This window comes from Mesorhizobium sp. ANAO-SY3R2 (assembly GCF_042466635.1).
In the GTDB taxonomy this organism is placed as follows: domain Bacteria; phylum Pseudomonadota; class Alphaproteobacteria; order Rhizobiales; family Rhizobiaceae; genus Aminobacter.
This window is the reverse complement of sequence record NZ_CP159955.1, coordinates 1,921,377-1,941,730: the sequence shown is the minus strand read 5'-3', so window position 1 is coordinate 1,941,730 and position 20,354 is coordinate 1,921,377. Positions and strand designations below refer to the sequence as shown.

Annotated in this window: 21 protein-coding genes; 20 read left to right on the top strand and 1 reads right to left on the bottom strand. The window is 61.3% G+C overall.

What is annotated here, in order from left to right:
- Positions 1 to 111 precede the first annotated feature (111 nt).
- Complete coding sequence (gene rpoB / locus ABSY17_RS14170; RefSeq protein ID WP_378951787.1) at positions 112 to 4,248, top strand: DNA-directed RNA polymerase subunit beta; 4,137 nt, start codon at positions 112 to 114, stop codon at positions 4,246 to 4,248.
- A 188-nt stretch (positions 4,249 to 4,436) separates the two neighbouring features.
- Positions 4,437 to 8,633 (top strand): DNA-directed RNA polymerase subunit beta', encoded by a 4,197-nt coding sequence (gene rpoC / locus ABSY17_RS14165; RefSeq protein WP_378951784.1) that lies wholly within the window; start codon positions 4,437 to 4,439, stop codon positions 8,631 to 8,633.
- Positions 8,634 to 8,769: 136 nt separating this feature from the next.
- Here the strand turns inward: rpoC and ABSY17_RS14160 are convergent, their stop codons facing one another.
- Positions 8,770 to 9,051 carry a transcriptional regulator gene (locus tag ABSY17_RS14160; RefSeq protein WP_378951781.1) on the bottom strand — a complete coding sequence of 94 codons (282 nt, stop codon included), beginning with the start codon at positions 9,049 to 9,051 and terminating at the stop codon, positions 8,770 to 8,772.
- Between the two features lie 476 nt (positions 9,052 to 9,527).
- On the opposite strand from ABSY17_RS14160, the gene rpsL reads away from it, so the two are divergent.
- The 18 genes from rpsL to rplE all read left to right on the top strand — a co-directional run bounded on the left by rpsL (position 9,528) and on the right by rplE (position 20,334).
- Positions 9,528 to 9,899 (top strand): 30S ribosomal protein S12, encoded by a 372-nt coding sequence (rpsL, locus tag ABSY17_RS14155; RefSeq protein WP_008837709.1) that lies wholly within the window; start codon positions 9,528 to 9,530, stop codon positions 9,897 to 9,899.
- A gap of 62 nt (positions 9,900 to 9,961) precedes the next feature.
- Positions 9,962 to 10,432: a 30S ribosomal protein S7 gene (rpsG, locus tag ABSY17_RS14150; RefSeq protein WP_315919841.1), complete on the top strand. Its 471-nt coding sequence runs from the start codon at positions 9,962 to 9,964 to the stop codon at positions 10,430 to 10,432.
- A gap of 32 nt (positions 10,433 to 10,464) precedes the next feature.
- Positions 10,465 to 12,555, top strand: coding sequence for an elongation factor G (fusA, locus tag ABSY17_RS14145; protein WP_378951777.1), 2,091 nt, complete (start codon positions 10,465 to 10,467; stop codon positions 12,553 to 12,555).
- 67 nt (positions 12,556 to 12,622) lie between these two features.
- Positions 12,623 to 13,798, top strand: a complete 1,176-nt coding sequence (tuf, locus tag ABSY17_RS14140) for an elongation factor Tu (protein ID WP_378951774.1) — start codon at positions 12,623 to 12,625, stop codon at positions 13,796 to 13,798.
- Between the two features lie 64 nt (positions 13,799 to 13,862).
- A complete protein-coding gene (gene rpsJ, locus ABSY17_RS14135) occupies positions 13,863 to 14,171 on the top strand; it encodes a 30S ribosomal protein S10 (RefSeq protein ID WP_006205468.1) in 309 nt (102 codons plus the stop codon).
- Positions 14,172 to 14,229: 58 nt separating this feature from the next.
- Entirely contained in the window at positions 14,230 to 14,940 is a 711-nt protein-coding gene (rplC, locus tag ABSY17_RS14130) for a 50S ribosomal protein L3 (RefSeq protein ID WP_378951771.1), read from the top strand.
- On the top strand, positions 14,940 to 15,560 hold the full coding sequence (gene rplD, locus ABSY17_RS14125) for a 50S ribosomal protein L4 (protein ID WP_378951768.1): 621 nt from the start codon (positions 14,940 to 14,942) through the stop codon (positions 15,558 to 15,560). The genes rplC and rplD overlap by 1 nt, the downstream gene beginning before the upstream one ends.
- Positions 15,557 to 15,850: a 50S ribosomal protein L23 gene (locus ABSY17_RS14120; RefSeq protein ID WP_378951765.1), complete on the top strand. Its 294-nt coding sequence runs from the start codon at positions 15,557 to 15,559 to the stop codon at positions 15,848 to 15,850. The genes rplD and ABSY17_RS14120 overlap by 4 nt, the downstream gene beginning before the upstream one ends.
- Before the next feature lie 22 nt (positions 15,851 to 15,872).
- On the top strand, positions 15,873 to 16,706 hold the full coding sequence (gene rplB, locus ABSY17_RS14115) for a 50S ribosomal protein L2 (RefSeq protein ID WP_378951762.1): 834 nt from the start codon (positions 15,873 to 15,875) through the stop codon (positions 16,704 to 16,706).
- Between the two features lie 15 nt (positions 16,707 to 16,721).
- A complete protein-coding gene (gene rpsS / locus ABSY17_RS14110; protein WP_035032279.1) occupies positions 16,722 to 17,000 on the top strand; it encodes a 30S ribosomal protein S19 in 279 nt (92 codons plus the stop codon).
- A 1-nt stretch (position 17,001) separates the two neighbouring features.
- Entirely contained in the window at positions 17,002 to 17,391 is a 390-nt protein-coding gene (gene rplV / locus ABSY17_RS14105; RefSeq protein WP_018427846.1) for a 50S ribosomal protein L22, read from the top strand.
- The gene (gene rpsC / locus ABSY17_RS14100) at positions 17,391 to 18,110 is read left to right on the top strand and encodes a 30S ribosomal protein S3 (protein WP_378951757.1); all 720 of its coding nucleotides are present in this window, start codon (positions 17,391 to 17,393) and stop codon (positions 18,108 to 18,110) included. Before rplV ends, rpsC begins: the two co-directional genes overlap by 1 nt.
- Before the next feature lie 27 nt (positions 18,111 to 18,137).
- Complete coding sequence (rplP, locus tag ABSY17_RS14095) at positions 18,138 to 18,551, top strand: 50S ribosomal protein L16 (protein WP_055976423.1); 414 nt, start codon at positions 18,138 to 18,140, stop codon at positions 18,549 to 18,551.
- A gap of 13 nt (positions 18,552 to 18,564) precedes the next feature.
- Positions 18,565 to 18,765 (top strand): 50S ribosomal protein L29, encoded by a 201-nt coding sequence (gene rpmC / locus ABSY17_RS14090; RefSeq protein ID WP_378951754.1) that lies wholly within the window; start codon positions 18,565 to 18,567, stop codon positions 18,763 to 18,765.
- An 11-nt stretch (positions 18,766 to 18,776) separates the two neighbouring features.
- Positions 18,777 to 19,016 carry a 30S ribosomal protein S17 gene (gene rpsQ / locus ABSY17_RS14085; RefSeq protein WP_018427850.1) on the top strand — a complete coding sequence of 80 codons (240 nt, stop codon included), beginning with the start codon at positions 18,777 to 18,779 and terminating at the stop codon, positions 19,014 to 19,016.
- 72 nt (positions 19,017 to 19,088) lie between these two features.
- On the top strand, positions 19,089 to 19,457 hold the full coding sequence (rplN, locus tag ABSY17_RS14080; protein ID WP_006205457.1) for a 50S ribosomal protein L14: 369 nt from the start codon (positions 19,089 to 19,091) through the stop codon (positions 19,455 to 19,457).
- A 12-nt stretch (positions 19,458 to 19,469) separates the two neighbouring features.
- On the top strand, positions 19,470 to 19,784 hold the full coding sequence (gene rplX / locus ABSY17_RS14075; RefSeq protein WP_378951750.1) for a 50S ribosomal protein L24: 315 nt from the start codon (positions 19,470 to 19,472) through the stop codon (positions 19,782 to 19,784).
- Complete coding sequence (gene rplE, locus ABSY17_RS14070; protein WP_378951747.1) at positions 19,777 to 20,334, top strand: 50S ribosomal protein L5; 558 nt, start codon at positions 19,777 to 19,779, stop codon at positions 20,332 to 20,334. Before rplX ends, rplE begins: the two co-directional genes overlap by 8 nt.
- Positions 20,335 to 20,354 lie beyond the last annotated feature (20 nt).

The window sequence follows — 20,354 nt, the reverse complement described above, 5'->3', positions numbered from 1 at the left end:
CTTTCAGGAAACGGGTTTTCGCCCGTTTTGAATAGGCCGCCGCCGAGGCGGTGCGAAATGCAAGGTGAGCACTAGCGACGCTCACCCCAAGAAAGGCAGCAAGGAGCGACGATGGCCCAGACCCAGACTTTCAATGGCCGCAGACGCGTACGCAAATTCTTCGGAAAGATTCCTGAAGTTGCGGAGATGCCGAACCTCATCGAGGTTCAGAAGGCATCCTATGACCAGTTCCTGATGGTGGACGAGCCCAAGGGCGGTCGTCCTGACGAGGGCCTGCAGGCGGTTTTCAAGTCGGTCTTCCCGATCTCGGACTTCTCCGGCGCGTCGATGCTCGAGTTCGTCAAGTACGAGTTCGAAGCACCGAAATTCGACGTCGACGAGTGCCGTCAGCGCGACCTGACCTTTGCTGCCCCGCTCAAGGTGACGCTGCGTCTCATCGTGTTCGATATTGACGAGGATACCGGCTCGAAGTCGATCAAGGACATCAAGGAGCAGGACGTCTACATGGGCGACATGCCGCTCATGACGTCCAATGGCACCTTCATCGTCAACGGCACCGAGCGCGTCATCGTCTCGCAGATGCACCGTTCGCCGGGCGTCTTCTTCGATCACGACAAGGGCAAGTCGCACTCCTCGGGCAAGCTTTTGTTTGCCGCGCGCGTCATTCCCTATCGCGGTTCGTGGCTCGACATCGAGTTCGACTCCAAGGACATCGTCCACGCCCGTATCGACCGTCGCCGCAAGATCCCGGTGTCGTCGCTGCTGATGGCGCTCGGCATGGACGGCGAAGAGATCCTGTCGACGTTCTACAACAAGATCACCTACAAGAAGTCGGGCGATCATTGGCGCATCCCGTTCTCGGTTGATCGCTTCCGCGGTCTCAAGGCCGTTGGCGACCTGGTTGACGCCGACACCGGCGAGATCGTCGTCGAAGCGGGCAAGAAGATCACCGCCCGTCAGGCCAAGCAGCTTGCCGAGAAGGGCCTCAAGGCGATCAAGGCGACCGAAGACGATCTGTTCGGCAGCTACCTCGCCGAGGACATCGTCAACTACGCCACCGGCGAGATCTATCTCGAGGCCGGCGACGAGATCGACGAGAAGACCCTCAAGGTGTTGCTGTCGGCTGGCGAGGAAGAGATCAGCATCCTCGACATCGACCACATCAATGTCGGCGGCTACATCCGCAACACGCTCGCCGTCGACAAGAACGAGAGCCGTCAGGACGCGTTGTTCGACATCTATCGTGTCATGCGCCCGGGCGAGCCCCCCACCATCGACACCGCCGAAGCGATGTTCAACTCGCTGTTCTTCGACGCCGAACGCTACGACCTTTCGGCCGTCGGTCGCGTCAAGATGAACATGCGCCTCGAACTCGACGCTGCTGACACCGTTCGCGTCCTGCGCAAGGAAGACATCCTTGCTGTGGTCCGCACGCTGGTCGAACTGCGCGACGGCAAGGGCGAGATCGACGACATCGACAATCTCGGCAACCGCCGCGTCCGTTCGGTCGGCGAGTTGATGGAGAACCAGTACCGCGTCGGCCTGCTCCGCATGGAGCGCGCGATCAAGGAACGCATGTCCTCGATCGAGATCGACACGGTGATGCCGCAGGATCTGATCAACGCCAAGCCGGCTGCTGCCGCGGTGCGCGAGTTCTTCGGTTCCTCGCAGCTGTCGCAGTTCATGGACCAGACCAACCCGCTCAGCGAGATCACCCACAAGCGTCGTCTTTCGGCGCTTGGACCTGGCGGTCTGACGCGTGAGCGCGCCGGCTTCGAAGTCCGCGACGTTCACCCGACCCACTACGGCCGTATCTGCCCGATCGAGACGCCGGAAGGCCCGAACATCGGTCTGATCAACTCGCTGGCAACGTTTGCACGCGTCAACAAGTACGGCTTCATCGAGAGCCCGTACCGCAAGATCGTCGACGGCAAGCTGACCAACGAAGTGGTCTATCTGTCGGCTATGGAAGAGGCCAAGCACTTCGTTGCTCAGGCCAACGCCGAGCTCGACGCCAATGGTCATTTCGTCGACGAATTCGTCATTTGCCGTAACGCCGGCGAAGTGATGATGGCGCCGCGCGAAAACGTCGACCTTATGGACGTTTCGCCGAAGCAGATGGTGTCGGTCGCAGCCGCGCTGATCCCGTTCCTGGAAAACGACGACGCCAACCGCGCTCTGATGGGCTCGAACATGCAGCGTCAGGCCGTGCCGCTGGTGCGTGCCGAAGCTCCGTTCGTCGGCACCGGCATGGAGCCGATCGTTGCTCGCGACTCCGGTGCCGCAATCGGCGCTCGTCGCGGCGGCATCGTCGACCAGGTCGACGCGACCCGTATCGTTGTCCGTGCGACGGAAGACCTCGAAGCGGGCAAGTCCGGCGTTGACATCTACCGCCTGATGAAGTTCCAACGTTCGAACCAGAACACCTGCATCAACCAGCGTCCGCTGGTGCGCATGGGTGATCGGGTCAACAAGGGCGATATCATCGCTGACGGTCCGTCGACCGATCTCGGCGATCTGGCGCTCGGCCGCAACGTGCTCGTCGCGTTCATGCCGTGGAATGGCTACAACTACGAGGACTCGATCCTGCTCTCCGAGCGCATCGTGGCCGACGACGTCTTCACCTCGATCCATATCGAGGAGTTCGAGGTCATGGCGCGCGATACGAAGCTCGGGCCTGAGGAAATCACTCGCGACATTCCGAACGTCTCGGAAGAAGCGCTGAAGAACCTCGATGAGGCCGGTATCGTCTACATCGGCGCGGAAGTTCAGCCGGGCGACATCCTGGTCGGCAAGATCACGCCGAAGGGCGAAAGCCCGATGACCCCGGAAGAGAAGCTGCTGCGCGCGATCTTCGGCGAAAAGGCGTCGGACGTCCGTGACACCTCCATGCGCATGCCGCCCGGAACCTACGGCACGATCGTCGAAGTTCGCGTCTTCAACCGCCACGGCGTGGAGAAGGACGAACGCGCCATGGCGATCGAACGCGAAGAGATCGAGCGTCTCGCCAAGGACCGCGACGACGAACAGGCGATCCTCGACCGCAACGTCTACAGCCGCCTGCGCGATATGCTGGTGGGCAAGGATGCGATTGCCGGTCCGAAGGGCTTCAAGAAGGGTTCGACCGTCGCCAACGAGACGCTGGACGACTATCCGCGTTCGCAGTGGTGGCAGTTTGCCGTCGAAGACGAGAAGATGCAGGGCGAGCTCGAAGCTCTGCGCGGCCAGTACGACGACTCCAAGAAGCAGCTCGAGCAGCGCTTCATGGACAAGGTCGAAAAGGTGCAGCGCGGCGACGAGATGCCGCCCGGCGTCATGAAGATGGTCAAGGTCTTCGTTGCGGTGAAACGCAAGATGCAGCCCGGCGACAAGATGGCCGGCCGTCACGGCAACAAGGGTGTCGTGTCGCGCATCGTTCCGGTCGAGGACATGCCGTTCCTCGAAGACGGTACGCATGCTGACATCGTGCTCAACCCGCTCGGCGTGCCTTCGCGCATGAACGTTGGTCAGATCCTCGAAACCCATCTCGGCTGGGCTTGCGCCGGCATGGGCAGGAAGATCGGTGATCTCATTGAGGCCTACAAGCAGGACGGCGATATCAAGCCGCTGCGTGGGACCATCGAGAGCATCATCCCCAACAACGACCGCAATGAGCCGGTTCGCGACTACGACGACGAGAGCATCGTTCGCCTTGGCGAGCAGATGAAGCGCGGCGTTTCGATTGCGACCCCGGTGTTTGACGGCGCGCATGAAGCCAACATCAATGAGATGTTGGAGCAGGCGGGTCTGCATACGAGCGGTCAGTCGCAGCTCTACGACGGACGCACGGGCGAGCCGTTCGACCGCAAGGTGACGATGGGCTACATTTACATGCTCAAGCTTCACCACCTGGTCGACGACAAGATCCATGCTCGTTCGATCGGACCGTACTCGCTCGTTACCCAGCAGCCGCTGGGCGGCAAGGCGCAGTTCGGCGGTCAGCGCTTCGGCGAAATGGAGGTCTGGGCGCTCGAAGCCTACGGCGCCGCCTACACGCTGCAGGAAATGCTGACTGTGAAGTCGGACGACGTGGCCGGCCGTACCAAGGTCTACGAGGCGATCGTGCGCGGCGACGACACGTTCGAAGCGGGCATCCCGGAGAGCTTCAACGTTCTCGTCAAGGAAATGCGTTCGCTGGGTCTCAACGTCGAACTGGAGAATACCAAGATCGACGACAACCAGCAGCGCCTGCCGGACGCTGCCGAGTAAGGACTATTGGCGCGCCGTGGGGATTTCCCGCGGCGCGCCGCTCAGCATGATCCCGGAAACGGGCCCTGTTCGGTCAAGATCGTGCTGTTTCGATGAGAATTCCTCGGCCACAGGCCGACACGTATGGCGGGCGCACTGGCCCGCGCCCGATGCACAGGGGCTTTCGAGGGCCCCAAAAGGAGAACGGCATGAACCAAGAGGTCATGAATCTCTTCAACCCCCAGGCGCCTGCGCAGGTGTTCGATTCCATCCGGATTTCGCTAGCCAGCCCTGAGAAGATTCTGTCCTGGTCGTTCGGCGAAATCAAAAAGCCGGAGACGATCAACTATCGTACCTTCAAGCCGGAACGCGACGGGTTGTTCTGCGCCCGCATCTTCGGCCCGATCAAGGATTACGAATGCTTGTGCGGCAAGTACAAGCGCATGAAGTACAAGGGCGTCATCTGCGAAAAGTGCGGCGTCGAAGTGACGCTGAGCCGCGTTCGTCGCGAGCGCATGGGCCACATCGAGCTGGCCGCGCCCGTCGCCCACATCTGGTTCTTGAAGTCGCTGCCGAGCCGCATCGGCACGCTGCTCGACATGACGCTCAAGGATATCGAGCGCGTCCTGTACTTCGAGAACTACATCGTCACCGAGCCGGGCCTGACCGCGCTTAAGGAGCACCAGCTCCTGAGCGAGGAGGAGTACATGCTCGCCGTCGACGAGTATGGCGAGGACAGCTTCACCGCCATGATCGGCGCCGAAGCCATCCACGACCTGCTTGCCGGCATGGATCTCGAGAAGATCGCTGGCGACCTGCGTTCGGAACTGGCCACGACGACGTCGGAACTCAAGCAGAAGAAGTACCTCAAGCGCCTCAAGGTCGTTGAGAACTTCATGGAGTCGGGCAACCGTCCCGAGTGGATGATCATGAAGGTCGTGCCGGTGATCCCGCCGGACCTGCGCCCTCTGGTCCCGCTCGATGGCGGCCGCTTTGCGACCTCCGACCTGAACGACCTCTATCGTCGCGTCATCAACCGTAACAACCGCCTCAAGCGGCTGATCGAACTGCGCGCGCCGGGCATCATCATCCGCAACGAGAAGCGCATGCTGCAGGAGGCCGTCGACGCACTGTTCGACAACGGTCGTCGCGGCCGCGTCATCACCGGTGCCAACAAGCGTCCGCTGAAGTCGCTGTCCGACATGCTCAAGGGCAAGCAGGGCCGCTTCCGCCAGAACCTGCTTGGCAAGCGCGTCGACTACTCCGGCCGTTCGGTCATCGTGACCGGTCCGGAACTCAAGCTGCACCAGTGCGGCCTGCCGAAGAAGATGGCGCTCGAACTGTTCAAGCCGTTCATCTATGCCCGTCTCGACGCCAAGGGTTACTCCTCGACCGTCAAGCAGGCCAAGAAGCTGGTCGAGAAGGAAAAGCCTGAGGTCTGGGATATCCTCGACGAGGTCATCCGCGAGCATCCGGTTCTGCTCAACCGCGCGCCGACGCTGCACCGTCTGGGCATCCAGGCCTTCGAACCCACGCTGATCGAAGGCAAGGCTATCCAACTGCACCCGCTCGTCTGCACGGCCTTCAACGCCGACTTCGACGGCGACCAGATGGCCGTTCACGTCCCGCTGTCGCTCGAGGCTCAGCTCGAAGCCCGCGTGCTGATGATGTCGACCAACAACATCCTGCATCCGGCTTCCGGCGCGCCGATCATCGTGCCGTCGCAGGACATGGTTCTCGGTCTCTACTATCTCTCGATCGTCAACCAGAACGAGCCGGGCGAGGGCATGGTGTTTGCCGACATGGGCGAGCTCCAGCACGCGCTCGAGACCAAGGCGGTGACGCTGCACGCCAAGATCAAGGGCCGTTTCCGCACGGTCGACGCCGAAGGCAATGTCGTGTCCAAGATCTATGACACGACGCCTGGCCGCATGATCCTCGGCGAACTTCTGCCGAAGAACGTCAACGTGCCGTACGAGACCGCCAACCAGGAGATGACCAAGAAGAACATCTCCAAGATGATCGACACCGTCTACCGCCACTGCGGTCAGAAAGAGACGGTCATCTTCTGCGATCGCATCATGGCTCTGGGCTTCGCCCATGCCTGCCGCGCCGGCATTTCGTTCGGCAAGGACGACATGCTCATTCCCGACACGAAGCAGGGGCTGGTCGAACAGACCGAAGCGCTCGCGAAGGAATACGAGCAGCAGTACAATGACGGCCTGATCACGCAGGGCGAGAAGTACAACAAGGTCGTCGACGCCTGGGCCAAGTGCTCGGAAAAGGTCGCCGACGAAATGATGGCGCGCATCAAGGCGGTGGAGTTCGAAGACAACGGTCGTCAGAAGCCGATGAATTCGATCTACATGATGTCTCACTCCGGTGCGCGTGGTTCGCCCACTCAGATGCGTCAGCTCGCCGGCATGCGCGGCCTCATGGCCAAGCCGTCGGGTGAAATCATCGAGACGCCGATCATCTCGAACTTCAAGGAAGGCCTCACCGTTCTCGAGTACTTCAACTCGACCCACGGCGCCCGCAAGGGTCTGGCCGACACCGCGTTGAAGACGGCCAACTCTGGTTACCTGACCCGTCGTCTCGTCGACGTGGCGCAGGACTGCATCGTCAACTCCGTGGATTGCGGCACCGACAAGGGCCTCACCATGCAGCCGATCGTCGATGCCGGCCAGGTTGTTGCTTCGCTCGGCATGCGTATCCTTGGCCGTACCTCGCTCGACGACATCAACCACCCGGTGACTGGCGACCTGCTGGTCAAGGGCGGCACGCTGATGGACGAGCGCGACATCGAGCAGATCGAGAAGGCTGGCGTGCAGTCCGTCCGCATCCGTTCGGCGCTGACCTGTGAAGTCAAGGTCGGTGTCTGCGCGGTCTGCTACGGTCGCGACCTGGCACGTGGTACCCCGGTCAACCAGGGTGAAGCTGTCGGCGTCATCGCAGCACAGTCGATCGGCGAGCCGGGTACTCAGCTCACCATGCGTACCTTCCACATGGGTGGTACCGCGCAGGTGGTGGACTCCTCGTTCCTTGAAGCCTCGTATGAGGGCAAGGTCGAGATCCGTAACCGCAACGTGGTCCGCAACTCCGACGGCAACCTCGTGGTGATGGGCCGCAACATGGCGATCCTGATCCTCGACGAGGCCGGCAAGGAGCGCGCCACACACCGCGTCACATATGGTTCGCGTATCTTCGTGGACGATGGCGACAAGGTGAAGCGCGGCCAGCGTATCGCCGAGTGGGACCCCTACACCCGTCCGATCCTCACCGAAATCGAAGGCCGCGTGGTCTTCGAAGATCTGGTCGACGGCATTTCCGTTCAGGAAACGGCCGACGAGTCGACCGGCATCACCAAGCGTGAGGTCATCGACTGGCGTTCGACCCCGCGCGGCAACGATCTGAAGCCGGCGCTGGCGATCCACGACACCAAGGGCAAGGTCGGCAAGCTCGCCAAGGGCGGCGATGCACGCTTCCTGCTCTCGGTCGAAGCAATCTTGTCGGTCGAGCCGGGTTCGATGGTTCGTCCTGGCGACGTGATTGCGCGTATCCCGATGGAAAGCGCGAAGACCAAGGACATCACCGGCGGTCTGCCGCGTGTTGCCGAGCTCTTCGAGGCACGCCGTCCGAAGGACCACGCCATCATCGCCGAGATTGACGGTACGGTCCGCTTCGGCCGCGACTACAAGAACAAGCGCCGCATCATCATCGAGCCGCATGACTCGACGCTTGAGCCGGTCGAATACCTGATCCCGAAGGGCAAGCCGTTCCATCTTCAGGACGGCGACGCCATCGAGAAGGGCGACTACATCCTCGACGGCAATCCGGCGCCGCACGACATCTTGGCGATCAAGGGCGTGGAGGCACTGGCTTCCTACCTCGTCAACGAGATCCAGGAAGTCTACCGACTGCAGGGCGTGTCGATCAACGACAAGCACATCGAAGTCATCGTCAGGCAGATGCTGCAGAAGATCGAGATCACCGTTCAGGGCGACTCGGTCTACATCCCGGGCGACCACGTCGACGTCATCGAGTTCGACGAGATCAACGATCGTCTGATCGAGGAAGGCAAGAAGCCTGCCGAAGGTCAGCCGGTTCTGCTCGGCATCACCAAGGCATCGCTGCAGACGCCGTCCTTCATCTCGGCCGCATCCTTCCAGGAAACGACCCGAGTGCTGACGGAGGCCGCAGTCGCCGGCAAGACCGACATGCTGCAAGGCCTGAAGGAAAACGTCATCGTCGGCAGACTCATTCCGGCCGGTACGGGCGGCATGATGAGCCAGATCCGGCGCATCGCCACCTCGCGCGACGACCTGATCCTCGACGAGCGCCGCAAGCTCTCGGGCGCCGAGGTCGCCGAGCCGATCCTGACCGACATGGTCAACGCTGCCCAGTAAGGGCAGCGTTCTTACCGAGACAAAAAAAGCCGCCGGAGCGATCCGGCGGCTTTTTTCTTGGTGGGGGGTAGGGGCCGTGCCGTCGAGGTCCGAATTGGCCGGCTATCTCGTGCCAGGTTGGCCCAGGGGGAGCTCTTCAGAGCGGTTCGTTGAAGGTGACGATCGAGACTTCGCCTTCCAGCGCGCCCTGATAGGCCGAGATGTGTGGCTCTTCGTCGGGCTCGCCCTGCATGTCGCCGATCTGGTCGAGCTCGGCTTCGGCATATCCTTCCTTCGCAAGGGCTTCGAGTGCCGAGCGCACTGCCGAGTCGTCGTCGGGTGCCACCAGCATGATGTGCACCCCCTCGGGCGTTCCGCCCTTCCGGCGCCAGACTCGCCCTGTGATGATCGTCACCGGGCGTTCTTCATTGTCGTTCATCGCTGATTCCTTGACCTCGATTCGCAAGGCGAGGGAGATTCGCCTTTGTTTCCCCGACTTTCGCACGAAGGTTGGGTGCGCGACAGCGTAAACAGGGTTATAAATCCTCTGTTAACCTCTGCTGCGGCGCAATAATGTTGCGCCGCGCCTGCTGTCGCCACGGAAGCCCTGGTTTCGTTAAGGTTTTTGGACGGACGGGCTTGACGGTTCCCAGCCTTGCGAGTAGATACCGCCTCGTCTGAGCCGATGTGAGGTTGGCTTGTTCGAAGCGACGCGCTTTGGAGTTCACCTCAAACAGGGTTCGTTTTACGAGCGAAATGACATTTCTGTCGTGCATGAAGCGGAAACGCTTCCTCTGCGGTTTGTTCGGGCAAGACCGCATCTGCGGTTCGTGGCCCGAATTTGCGTATGGAAATCGCGCTTTAAGCCGCCCCGAACGGGCTTGAGACACGGAATTTGAGAGACAAGAGGGTTTAATGCCTACCGTCAACCAGCTGATCCGCAAGCCGCGCATTGCGCCGGTGAAGCGCAACAAGGTGCCGGCCATGCAGGCCAACCCGCAGAAGCGTGGTGTTTGCACGCGCGTCTATACGACGACGCCGAAGAAGCCGAACTCCGCTCTGCGTAAGGTCGCGAAGATTCGCCTGACCAATGGTTTTGAGGTGATTGGCTACATCCCCGGCGAAGGCCATAATCTTCAGGAGCACTCCGTGGTGATGATCCGCGGCGGCCGCGTGAAGGACCTTCCGGGTGTGCGCTATCACATCATCCGTGGCGTGCTCGACACGCAGGGCGTGAAGAACCGCAAGCAGCGCCGTTCGAAGTACGGTGCGAAGCGTCCGAAGTAAGGTTTTCCGGCTTCGGCGCTTTTTCATCTGCGTCGTGGCCACGAGATTGAGAGACAAGAGCTATGTCCCGTCGTCACAGTGCAGATAAGCGCGAAATCAACCCGGATCCCAAGTTTGGCGATCTGGTCGTCACCAAGTTCATGAATGCCGTCATGTATGATGGTAAGAAGTCGGTCGCCGAGACGATCGTCTACGGTGCGCTCGACCAGGTTCAGGCTAAGACCAAGCAGGAGCCTGTTGCCGTCTTCCATCAGGCGCTCGACAATGTCGCGCCGCACGTGGAAGTGCGTTCGCGCCGCGTCGGTGGTGCTACCTACCAGGTTCCGGTTGATGTGCGTCCGGAGCGCCGTCAGGCCCTCGCCATTCGCTGGCTGATCACTGCTGCTCGCAACCGCAATGAGACCACCATGGTTGATCGCCTCTCCGGCGAGCTCATGGATGCGGCGAACAACCGCGGCACCGCGGTGAAGAAGCGCGAAGACACCCATAAGATGGCGGAAGCCAACCGCGCCTTCGCGCACTACCGCTGGTAACAGCGCGACCGAACGACTGAGAGGCACCTCCCATGGCCCGCGAATATAAGATCGAAGACTACCGCAATTTTGGTATCATGGCGCATATCGACGCCGGCAAGACCACGACGACCGAGCGTATCCTGTATTACACGGGCAAGAGCCACAAAATGGGCGAGACGCACGATGGTGCGTCCACCATGGACTGGATGGAGCAGGAGCAGGAGCGCGGCATCACCATCACGTCCGCTGCCACGACCACGTCGTGGAAGGGCCGTGACGGCAAGACGCGTCGTTTCAACATCATCGACACGCCGGGACACGTCGATTTCACCATCGAGGTCGAGCGTTCGCTCCGCGTTCTCGACGGCGCCATCGCGCTGCTCGATTCGAATGCCGGCGTTGAGCCGCAGACCGAGACGGTCTGGCGTCAGGCTGAGAAGTATCATGTCCCGCGCATGATCTTCTGCAACAAGATGGACAAGATCGGTGCCGATTTCTATCGCTGCCTCGACATGATCCGTTCGCGTCTCGGAGCGATCCCGGTTGCCATGCAGCTGCCGATCGGTGCCGAGAGCGACTTCCTGGGTGTTGTCGATCTGATCGAGATGAAGGCGCTGGTGTGGCGCGACGAGTCGCTCGGCGCACAGTGGGATGTCATCGAGATCCCGGCCGATCTTCAGGCGAAGGCCGAAGAGTACCGCGAGAAGATGATCGAAGCGGCGGTGGAGATGGATGAGGCGGCCATGGAAGCCTACCTCGAAGGCGTCCTGCCGGACAACGACAAGATCCGCGAACTGATCCGCCTCGGCACGATTGGCGTGAAGTTCCATCCGGTCTATTGCGGCACCGCGTTCAAGAACAAGGGAGTCCAGCCGCTGCTCGACGCCGTCATCGACTTCCTGCCGGCTCCGAACGAAGTTCCCGACATCAAGGGCATCGATCCCAAGACCGAAGCCGAGATGACCCGCAAGTCGTCGGACGAAGAGCCTTTGTCGATGCTCGCGTTCAAGATCATGAACGATCCGTTCGTCGGCTCGCTCACCTTCTGCCGCATCTATTCGGGCAAGCTCACCAAGGGCATCTCGCTCGAGAACACCGTGAAGGGCAAGAAAGAGCGCATCGGCCGTATGCTGCAGATGCACTCCAACTCGCGCGCCGACATCGAGGAAGCGTTCTCTGGCGATATCGTCGCTCTGGCGGGCCTCAAGGAAACGACCACCGGCGACACGCTGTGCGATCCGCTGAACCCGGTCATCCTCGAGCGCATGGAGTTCCCCGAGCCGGTTATCCAGATCGCCATCGAGCCGAAGACCAAGGGCGACCAGGAAAAGATGGGCCTCGCGCTCAACCGTCTGGCGGCCGAGGATCCGTCCTTCCGCGTCAAGTCGGACGAAGAGTCGGGTCAGACCATCATCGCCGGCATGGGCGAACTGCATCTCGACATTCTCGTCGACCGCATGCGTCGCGAGTTCAAGGTTGAAGCCAACGTCGGTGCGCCGCAGGTGGCTTATCGCGAGACGATTACCCGTCAGCACGAACAGGATTACACCCACAAGAAGCAGTCGGGTGGTACCGGTCAGTTCGCTCGCGTCAAGATCGTGTTCGAGCCGAATCCCGAGGGCGAAGATTTCGTCTTCGAGTCGAAGATCGTCGGTGGTGCTGTTCCGAAGGAATACATCCCGGGTGTCGACAAGGGCCTCCGCAGCGTTCTTTCCTCGGGTCCGTTCGCTGGCTTCCCGATGATCGGCGTCAAGGCGACGCTCATCGACGGTGCCTACCACGACGTCGACTCTTCGGTGCTGGCCTTCGAAATCGCCGGTCGCGCCTGCCTTCGTGAAGCTGCTCCGAAGCTGGGTGTCCAGCTGCTCGAGCCGATCATGAAGGTCGAGGTTGTGACGCCGGAAGACTACGTCGGCAACGTCATCGGCGACCTCAACAGCCGCCGTGGCCAGATCCAGGGCCAGGAGAGCCGTGGTATCGCCGTCGTCGTCAACGCCATGGTCCCGCTGGCCAACATGTTCAAGTACGTGGACAGTCTGCGGTCGATGTCGCAGGGCCGCGCCCAGTACACGATGCAGTTCGACCACTATGAGGCGGTCCCGACTGCGGTCGCTCAGGAAGTTCAGAAAAAATACGCGTAATTCCAAGGAATTTCAGCGTTTTATTAATTCAACGCCCTTATCGGGCTAGCAGGAATGGAGACCTCACATGGCAAAAGGTAAATTCGAGCGTAATAAGCCTCATGTGAACATTGGCACGATTGGTCACGTCGACCACGGCAAGACGTCGCTGACGGCGGCGATCACGAAGTATTTCGGCGAGTTCAAGGCCTACGACCAGATCGACGCAGCGCCGGAAGAGAAGGCCCGCGGCATCACGATTTCGACGGCGCACGTCGAGTACGAGACGCCTGCGCGCCACTACGCTCACGTCGACTGCCCCGGCCACGCCGACTACGTCAAGAACATGATCACCGGTGCTGCCCAGATGGACGGCGCGATCCTGGTCGTGTCGGCTGCCGACGGCCCGATGCCGCAGACCCGCGAGCACATCCTGCTCGCCCGTCAGGTCGGCGTGCCGGCGCTGGTGGTGTTCCTCAACAAGGTCGACCTGGTCGACGACGAAGAGCTGCTCGAGCTGGTCGAGCTCGAGGTTCGCGAACTTCTGTCGAAGTACGAGTTCCCCGGCGACGACATCCCGATGATCAAGGGTTCGGCTGTTGCGGCACTGCAGGACGGCGACAAGAAGATCGGCGAAGACGCGATCCGCGCGCTGATGGCTGCTGTCGACGAATACATCCCGACGCCTGAGCGTCCGATCGACCGTCCGTTCCTGATGCCGATCGAAGACGTGTTCTCGATCTCGGGCCGCGGCACCGTGGTCACTGGTCGCGTCGAGCGCGGCGTCGTCAAGGTTGGCGAGGAACTCGAGATCGTCGGCATCCGCCCGACCTCGAAGACGACCTGCACCGGCGTTGAAATGTTCCGCAAGCTGCTCGACCAGGGCCAGGCCGGCGACAACATCGGCGCGCTGATCCGTGGCGTTGGCCGTGAAGACGTCGAGCGCGGCCAGGTTCTGGCCAAGCCGGGCACCGTCAAGCCGCACAAGAAGTTCGTTGCTGAAGCCTACATCCTGACCAAGGAAGAGGGTGGCCGTCATACGCCGTTCTTCACCAACTACCGTCCGCAGTTCTACTTCCGTACGACTGACGTGACCGGCATCGTGACGCTGCCGGAAGGCACCGAGATGGTCATGCCCGGCGACAACATCACCGTCGATGTCGAGCTGATCGTGCCGATCGCCATGGAAGAGAAGCTGCGCTTCGCTATCCGTGAAGGTGGCCGCACCGTCGGCGCCGGCATCGTCGCTTCGATCAAAGAATAATCCGAATTAACGATCTGTCGCGGGCGGGAATACGCCCGCGCCGCGCCAGAACAAGGAAGTGACCATGAACGGACAGAATATCCGCATTCGCCTCAAGGCGTTTGATCACCGGGTTCTCGACGCTTCGACGCGTGAAATTGTGTCGACCGCAAAGCGCACCGGCGCCAACGTACGCGGCCCCATTCCGCTGCCGACGCGGATTGAGAAGTTCACGGTGAACCGCTCGCCGCACGTCGACAAGAAGAGCCGCGAGCAGTTCGAGATGCGCACGCACAAGCGTCTGCTCGACATCGTCGATCCGACCCCGCAGACCGTCGACGCTCTGATGAAGCTCGACCTCGCCGCAGGTGTCGACGTCGAAATCAAGCTCTAAGAGCTAACATGAGCCGCGCGGTTAACGCCAAACGGCTCCTCTGAAGGAAAACGAACCGATGCGTTCAGGTGTTATTGCACAGAAGGTGGGAATGACCCGCGTCTACAACGACGCTGGCGAACACGTTCCCGTCACCGTTCTCCGCATGGAGAGCTGCCAGGTCGTGGCCCAGCGCACGCAGGAGAAGAATGGCTACACGGCTGTTCAGCTCGGCGTCGGGCTTGCCAAGGTGAAGAATACGTCGAAGGCCATGCGCGGTCATTTTGCTGCCGCCTCGGTCGAGCCCAAGGCGAAGCTCGCGGAGTTCCGCGTTTCCGCCGACAACATGCTCGACATTGGCGCCGAGATTACTGTTGAGCACTTCGTCGCCGGCCAGAAGGTCGACGTCACCGGCACTTCGACCGGTAAAGGCTTCCAGGGTGTCATGAAGCGGCACAACTTCGGTGGCGGCCGCGCTACCCACGGTAACTCGGTGTCGCACCGTAGCCATGGTTCGACTGGCCAGCGCCAGGATCCAGGCAAGGTGTTCAAGGGCAAGAAGATGGCCGGCCACATGGGCGACGTTCGCGTCACCACCCAGAACGTCGAGATCGTTTCGACGGATGCCGACCGCGGCCTGATCCTGATCCGCGGTGCGGTTCCGGGCACCAAGGGCGCATGGATTTTGGTTCGCGACGCCGCCAAGGTGGCGCTTCCGGAGAACGCGCCGAAGCCGGCCGCTATCCGCGCTGCCAGCAAACAGGCTGCGGCCAATGAGGGAGCGGAATAATGGACCTCAAGATTACAACCCTCGCAGGCAAGGATGCCGGCAAGGTTGAGCTCTCGGAAGAGATCTTCGGCCTTGATCCCCGCGAAGACATCCTGCAGCGCGTCGTGCGCTGGCAGCTGGCCAAGAAGCAGCAGGGCACCCATCAGGCCAAGGGCCGTGCGGACATCGCACGGACCGGCGCCAAGATGTACAAGCAGAAGGGTACGGGCCGCGCTCGTCACCATTCGGCACGCGCTCCGCAGTTCCGCGGCGGCGGCAAGGCCCACGGCCCGGTCGTTCGCAGCCACGAGCACGACCTTCCCAAGAAGGTCCGCGCTCTCGGCCTGAAGCACGCCCTGTCGGCCAAGCTGAAGGCATCAAACCTGATCATCGTCGACGAGTTGAAGCTCGACGAGGCCAAGACGAAGGCTCTGATCGCGAATTTCGCGGCTCTCGGCCTGACCAACGCCCTGGTGATCGGCGGCGCCGAGCTTGACGTGAACTTCAAGCGTGCGGCGACGAACATCCCGAACATCGATGTCCTGCCGATCCAGGGCATCAACGTCTACGACATTCTGCGCCGCGGCACGCTGGTCCTTTCGAAGGCCGCCGTCGAGGCTCTCGAGGAGCGCTTCAAATGACGGATCTCCGCCACTACGACGTGATCGTCTCCCCGGCGATCACCGAAAAGTCGACCATGGCTTCTGAACAGAACCAGATCGTCTTCAATGTCGCCAAGAAGGCAAGCAAGCCCGAGATCAAGGCTGCCATTGAAGCGCTGTTCGGCGTCAAGGTGATGGCTGTGAACACCCTGGTCCGCAAGGGCAAGGTGAAGCGCTTCCGCGGCACGATCGGCCGCCAGAGCGACGTCAAGAAGGCGATCGTGACGCTGGCCGACGGCCAGTCGATCGACGTCGCGACGGGTCTCTGAGCAAGGCCGCGAGGACAGGACAATGGCACTTAAGAAATTCAAGCCAACAACGCCGAGCACCCGCCAGCTGGTCATCGTCGACCGCTCGGGTCTCCACAAGGGCAAGCCCGTCAAGGGCCTGACCGAAGGCCTGACGAAGTCGGGCGGCCGTAACAACTACGGCCGGATCACGGCGCGCTTCATCGGTGGTGGTCACAAGCGGACCTACCGTATCATCGACTTCAAGCGTCGCAAGTTCGACGTGGTCGGTACGGTTGAGCGTCTGGAGTACGATCCGAACCGCACCGCGTTCATCGCGCTGATCAAGTACGACGACGGCGAGCTGAGCTACATCATTGCTCCGCAGCGGCTGCAGGCCGGTGACAAGATCATCGCTGGCGAACAGGTCGACGTGAAGCCGGGCAATGCCATGCCGCTCGCTTCGATGCCGGTCGGCACGATCGTGCACAACATCGAGCTGAAGCCGGGCAAGGGCGGTCAGGTTGCCCGTTCGGCTGGCGCCTACGCACAGCTCGTGGGCCGCGACCAGGGCATGGCGATCCTGCGCCTCAACTCGGGTGAACAGCGTATCGTCCACGGTTCGTGCATCGCCACCGTTGGCGCCGTGTCCAATCCGGACCACGGCAACATCAACGACGGTAAGGCCGGCCGCACGGTGTGGCGTGGCAAGCGTCCGCACAACCGCGGCGTCACCATGAACCCGGTCGACCATCCGCACGGCGGTGGTGAAGGCCGTACGTCCGGTGGTCGCCATCCGGTTACCCCGTGGGGCAAGCCCACCAAGGGCAAGAAGACGCGGTCCAACAAAGCGACCGACAAGTTCATCGTTCGCTCGCGTCATCTGCGCAAGAGCTAATAAGAGGTAAGCCCAGTGACTCGTTCAGTCTGGAAAGGCCCGTTCATCGACGGCTATCTGCTCAAGAAGGCAGACAAGGTGCGTGAAGGCGGCCGTAATGAGGTGATCAAGATGTGGAGCCGTCGCTCCACCATCCTGCCGCAGTTCGTCGGTCTCACCTTCGGTGTCTATAACGGCCAAAAGCACGTCCCGGTCTCCGTGAACGAGGACATGGTCGGCCACAAGTTCGGTGAGTTCGCGCCCACCAGGACCTATTATGGTCACGGCGCGGACAAGAAGGCGAAGAGGAAGTAACATGGGCAAGGCCAAAGCTCCGCGCAGGCTTGCTGACAATGAGGCACGTGCAGTCCTCCGCACGATCCGCGTCAGCCCGCAGAAGCTCAATCTGGTTGCGGCACTGATCCGCGGCAAGAAGGTTGCTACCGCGCTCTCCGATCTCGAATTTTCGCGCAAGCGCATCGCCGGAACGGTTAAAAAGACCCTCGAATCGGCTATCGCGAATGCGGAAAACAATCACGACCTCGATGTCGATGCGCTGGTGGTGGCGGAAGCCTATGTCGGCAAGTCGATCGTCATGAAGCGTTTCCACGCTCGTGGCCGTGGCCGTGCAAGCCGCATCGAGAAGCCGTTTTCGCACCTCACGATCGTCGTTCGTGAAGTCGAAGAGAAAGGGGAGGCCGCATAATGGGCCAGAAAATCAATCCGATCGGTCTCCGCCTCGGCATCAACCGCACCTGGGACTCGCGTTGGTACGCCAACACCGGTGAGTACGGCCAGCTGCTCCACGAGGACATCAAGATCCGCAAGTATCTTGAGGCCGAACTGAAGCAGGCCGCGATCTCCAAGATCGTGATCGAGCGTCCGCACAAGAAGTGCCGCGTGACCATTCACGCAGCACGTCCGGGCCTGATCATCGGCAAGAAGGGCGCCGACATCGAGAAGCTTCGCAAGAAGCTGACCGAGATGACGAAGTCCGAGACGCACCTCAACATCGTCGAGGTTCGCAAGCCGGAGACCGACGCCACGCTGGTCGCGCAGTCGATCGCCCAGCAGCTCGAGCGCCGCATCGCCTTCCGTCGCGCCATGAAGCGCGCCGTGCAGTCGGCCATGCGCCTCGGTGCCGAAGGCATCCGAATCAACTGCTCGGGCCGTCTCGGCGGCGCTGAAATCGCTCGTATGGAGTGGTACCGCGAAGGTCGCGTGCCGCTGCACACGCTGCGCGCTGACGTCGACTACGGCACGGCCGAAGCCCAGACTGCCTACGGCATCTGCGGCGTCAAGGTCTGGGTGTTCAAGGGCGAGATCCTCGAGCACGACCCGATGGCTTCCGAGCGTCGCGCAACCGAAGGCGATCATTCGCATGCTGGCGAGCGTCCTGAGCGCCGCCGTCGCGAAAACGCCTGACACGCATAGGAATTTGGAGTTAGAACGATGCTGCAGCCAAAGCGCACAAAGTTCCGTAAGCAGTTCAAGGGCCGCATCCACGGTACCGCGAAGGGTGGCACCAACCTGGATTTCGGCGGCTTCGGACTGAAGGCGCTTGAGCCGAACCGCGTCACCGCGCGTGAGATCGAGGCGGCCCGCCGCGCGATCACCCGCGAAATGAAGCGTCAGGGTCGCGTCTGGATCCGTATTTTCCCGGACGTGCCGGTCACGTCGAAGCCGACCGAAGTCCGTATGGGTAAGGGCAAGGGCGCCGTAGATTACTGGGCCTGCCGTATCAAGCCCGGCCGCGTGATGTTCGAGATCGATGGCGTTTCCGAAGAAGTGGCGCGTGAGGCGCTGCGTCTCGGCGCAGCCAAGCTCTCGGTCAGGACGCGCTTCGTTCAGCGCATCGCAGAATAAGGAAGGGCTGATCATGAAAGCCTCGGACATCAGGACGAAGACCCAGGACCAGCTCACCGACGAGCTCGGCAGCCTCAAGAAGGAGCAGTTCAACCTGCGCTTCCAGAAGGCGACCGGTCAGCTGGAAAAGACTGCGCGCGTTAAGCAAGTTCGTAAGGACATCGCGCGTATCAAGACCATCGCGGCCGAAAAAGCGGCCGGCAAGAAGGCTTAAGGACGAGAACCATGCCAAAGCGCATCCTGCAGGGTACCGTCGTCAGCGACAAGAACGAGAAGACGGTCGTCGTCAAGGTCGAGCGTCGCTTCACGCACCCGGTAATGAAGAAGACCGTGCGTATGTCGAAGAACTACAAGGCGCACGACGAAAACAACGCCCACAAGGTCGGCGACACCGTGTTCATCCAGGAGTCGAAGCCGATCTCCAAGGACAAGCGCTGGGTCGTTGTGTCTTCGGACCAGGCGTAATAACGAACGAATTTTGGACAAGCCGGGGAGGGCGATGGCCCATCCCGTTAGAAAAGAAGAAGGCGGCCAGTCATGATTCAGATGCAAACAAACCTCGACGTCGCGGATAATTCCGGCGCGCGTCGTGTCATGTGCATCAAGGTGCTGGGCGGCTCGAAGCGGAAGTATGCCTCTGTTGGCGACATCATCGTGGTGTCGATCAAGGAAGCCATTCCGCGCGGCCGCGTTAAGAAGGGTGACGTGATGAAGGCGGTCGTGGTTCGCACGGCCAAGGACATCCGTCGTCCGGACGGCAGCGTGATCCGTTTCGACAAGAACGCGGCCGTTCTCGTCGACAACAAGAAAGAACCGATCGGCACGCGTATCTTCGGGCCGGTTCCGCGCGAACTCCGCGCCAAGAACCACATGAAGATCATCTCGCTCGCGCCCGAAGTGCTGTAAGGAGCCGGTACAATGCAGAAGATCCGTAAAGGCGACAAGGTTGTCGTTCTGGCCGGCAAGGACAAGGGCCGCACCGGTGAGGTGCTGGCGGTTCAGCCGAAGGAAGACACCGCGCTCGTCCGCGGCGTGAACATGATCCGCCGCCACCAGAAGCAGTCCCAGACCCAAGAGGGCGGGATCATCACCAAGGAAGCGCCGATCCACCTGTCGAACATCGCGCTCGCCGACCCCAAGGATGGCAAGCCGACCCGCGTCGGTTTCCAGATCCAGCAGGACGGCAAGAAGGTGCGTGTCGCCAAGCGTTCGGGAGAAGTCATCAATGGCTAAGGCAACCATCGAGCCGCGTCTCAAGAAGGTCTACAACGAGACCATTCGCCAGGCGATGCAGGAACAGTTCAAGTACGACAACGTGATGCAGATCCCGCGCATCGAAAAGATCGTGCTCAACATGGGCGTCGGCGAAGCCACGGCTGATTCGAAGAAGCCGACCGTTGCTGCCGAGGACCTGGCGCTGATCGCTGGCCAGAAGCCGGTTGTCACCCGCGCCCGCAAGTCGATCGCCGGCTTCAAGGTTCGCGAGAACATGCCGATCGGCGCCAAGGTCACGCTGCGCCAGGAGCGCATGTATGAATTCCTGGACCGTCTCGTGAACATTGCGCTGCCGCGCGTTCGCGATTTCCGTGGCCTGAACCCGAAAAGCTTTGACGGCCGCGGAAATTACGCTATGGGCCTCAAGGAGCACATCGTGTTCCCCGAGATCAACTACGACAAGGTTGATCAGATGTGGGGTATGGACATTATCGTTTGCACGACCGCCAAGACGGACGACGAAGCCCGGGCTCTGCTCAAGGCTTTCAACTTCCCCTTCCGGCAGTAACGGCAGCGAGCAAAGGAAAA

What these genes read in the sequence shown, in the direction of transcription:
- rpoB (WP_378951787.1), top strand. Translation starts at nt 112, where the DNA reads ATGGCCCAGACCCAGACTTTCAATGGCCGCAGACGCGTACGCAAATTC.
- rpoC (WP_378951784.1), top strand. Translation starts at nt 4,437, where the DNA reads ATGAACCAAGAGGTCATGAATCTCTTCAACCCCCAGGCGCCTGCGCAG.
- ABSY17_RS14160 (WP_378951781.1), bottom strand. Translation starts at nt 9,051, where the DNA reads ATGAACGACAATGAAGAACGCCCGGTGACGATCATCACAGGGCGAGTC.
- rpsL (WP_008837709.1), top strand. Translation starts at nt 9,528, where the DNA reads ATGCCTACCGTCAACCAGCTGATCCGCAAGCCGCGCATTGCGCCGGTG.
- rpsG (WP_315919841.1), top strand. Translation starts at nt 9,962, where the DNA reads ATGTCCCGTCGTCACAGTGCAGATAAGCGCGAAATCAACCCGGATCCC.
- fusA (WP_378951777.1), top strand. Translation starts at nt 10,465, where the DNA reads ATGGCCCGCGAATATAAGATCGAAGACTACCGCAATTTTGGTATCATG.
- tuf (WP_378951774.1), top strand. Translation starts at nt 12,623, where the DNA reads ATGGCAAAAGGTAAATTCGAGCGTAATAAGCCTCATGTGAACATTGGC.
- rpsJ (WP_006205468.1), top strand. Translation starts at nt 13,863, where the DNA reads ATGAACGGACAGAATATCCGCATTCGCCTCAAGGCGTTTGATCACCGG.
- rplC (WP_378951771.1), top strand. Translation starts at nt 14,230, where the DNA reads ATGCGTTCAGGTGTTATTGCACAGAAGGTGGGAATGACCCGCGTCTAC.
- rplD (WP_378951768.1), top strand. Translation starts at nt 14,940, where the DNA reads ATGGACCTCAAGATTACAACCCTCGCAGGCAAGGATGCCGGCAAGGTT.
- ABSY17_RS14120 (WP_378951765.1), top strand. Translation starts at nt 15,557, where the DNA reads ATGACGGATCTCCGCCACTACGACGTGATCGTCTCCCCGGCGATCACC.
- rplB (WP_378951762.1), top strand. Translation starts at nt 15,873, where the DNA reads ATGGCACTTAAGAAATTCAAGCCAACAACGCCGAGCACCCGCCAGCTG.
- rplV (WP_018427846.1), top strand. Translation starts at nt 17,002, where the DNA reads ATGGGCAAGGCCAAAGCTCCGCGCAGGCTTGCTGACAATGAGGCACGT.
- rpsC (WP_378951757.1), top strand. Translation starts at nt 17,391, where the DNA reads ATGGGCCAGAAAATCAATCCGATCGGTCTCCGCCTCGGCATCAACCGC.
- rplP (WP_055976423.1), top strand. Translation starts at nt 18,138, where the DNA reads ATGCTGCAGCCAAAGCGCACAAAGTTCCGTAAGCAGTTCAAGGGCCGC.
- rpmC (WP_378951754.1), top strand. Translation starts at nt 18,565, where the DNA reads ATGAAAGCCTCGGACATCAGGACGAAGACCCAGGACCAGCTCACCGAC.
- rpsQ (WP_018427850.1), top strand. Translation starts at nt 18,777, where the DNA reads ATGCCAAAGCGCATCCTGCAGGGTACCGTCGTCAGCGACAAGAACGAG.
- rplN (WP_006205457.1), top strand. Translation starts at nt 19,089, where the DNA reads ATGATTCAGATGCAAACAAACCTCGACGTCGCGGATAATTCCGGCGCG.
- rplX (WP_378951750.1), top strand. Translation starts at nt 19,470, where the DNA reads ATGCAGAAGATCCGTAAAGGCGACAAGGTTGTCGTTCTGGCCGGCAAG.
- rplE (WP_378951747.1), top strand. Translation starts at nt 19,777, where the DNA reads ATGGCTAAGGCAACCATCGAGCCGCGTCTCAAGAAGGTCTACAACGAG.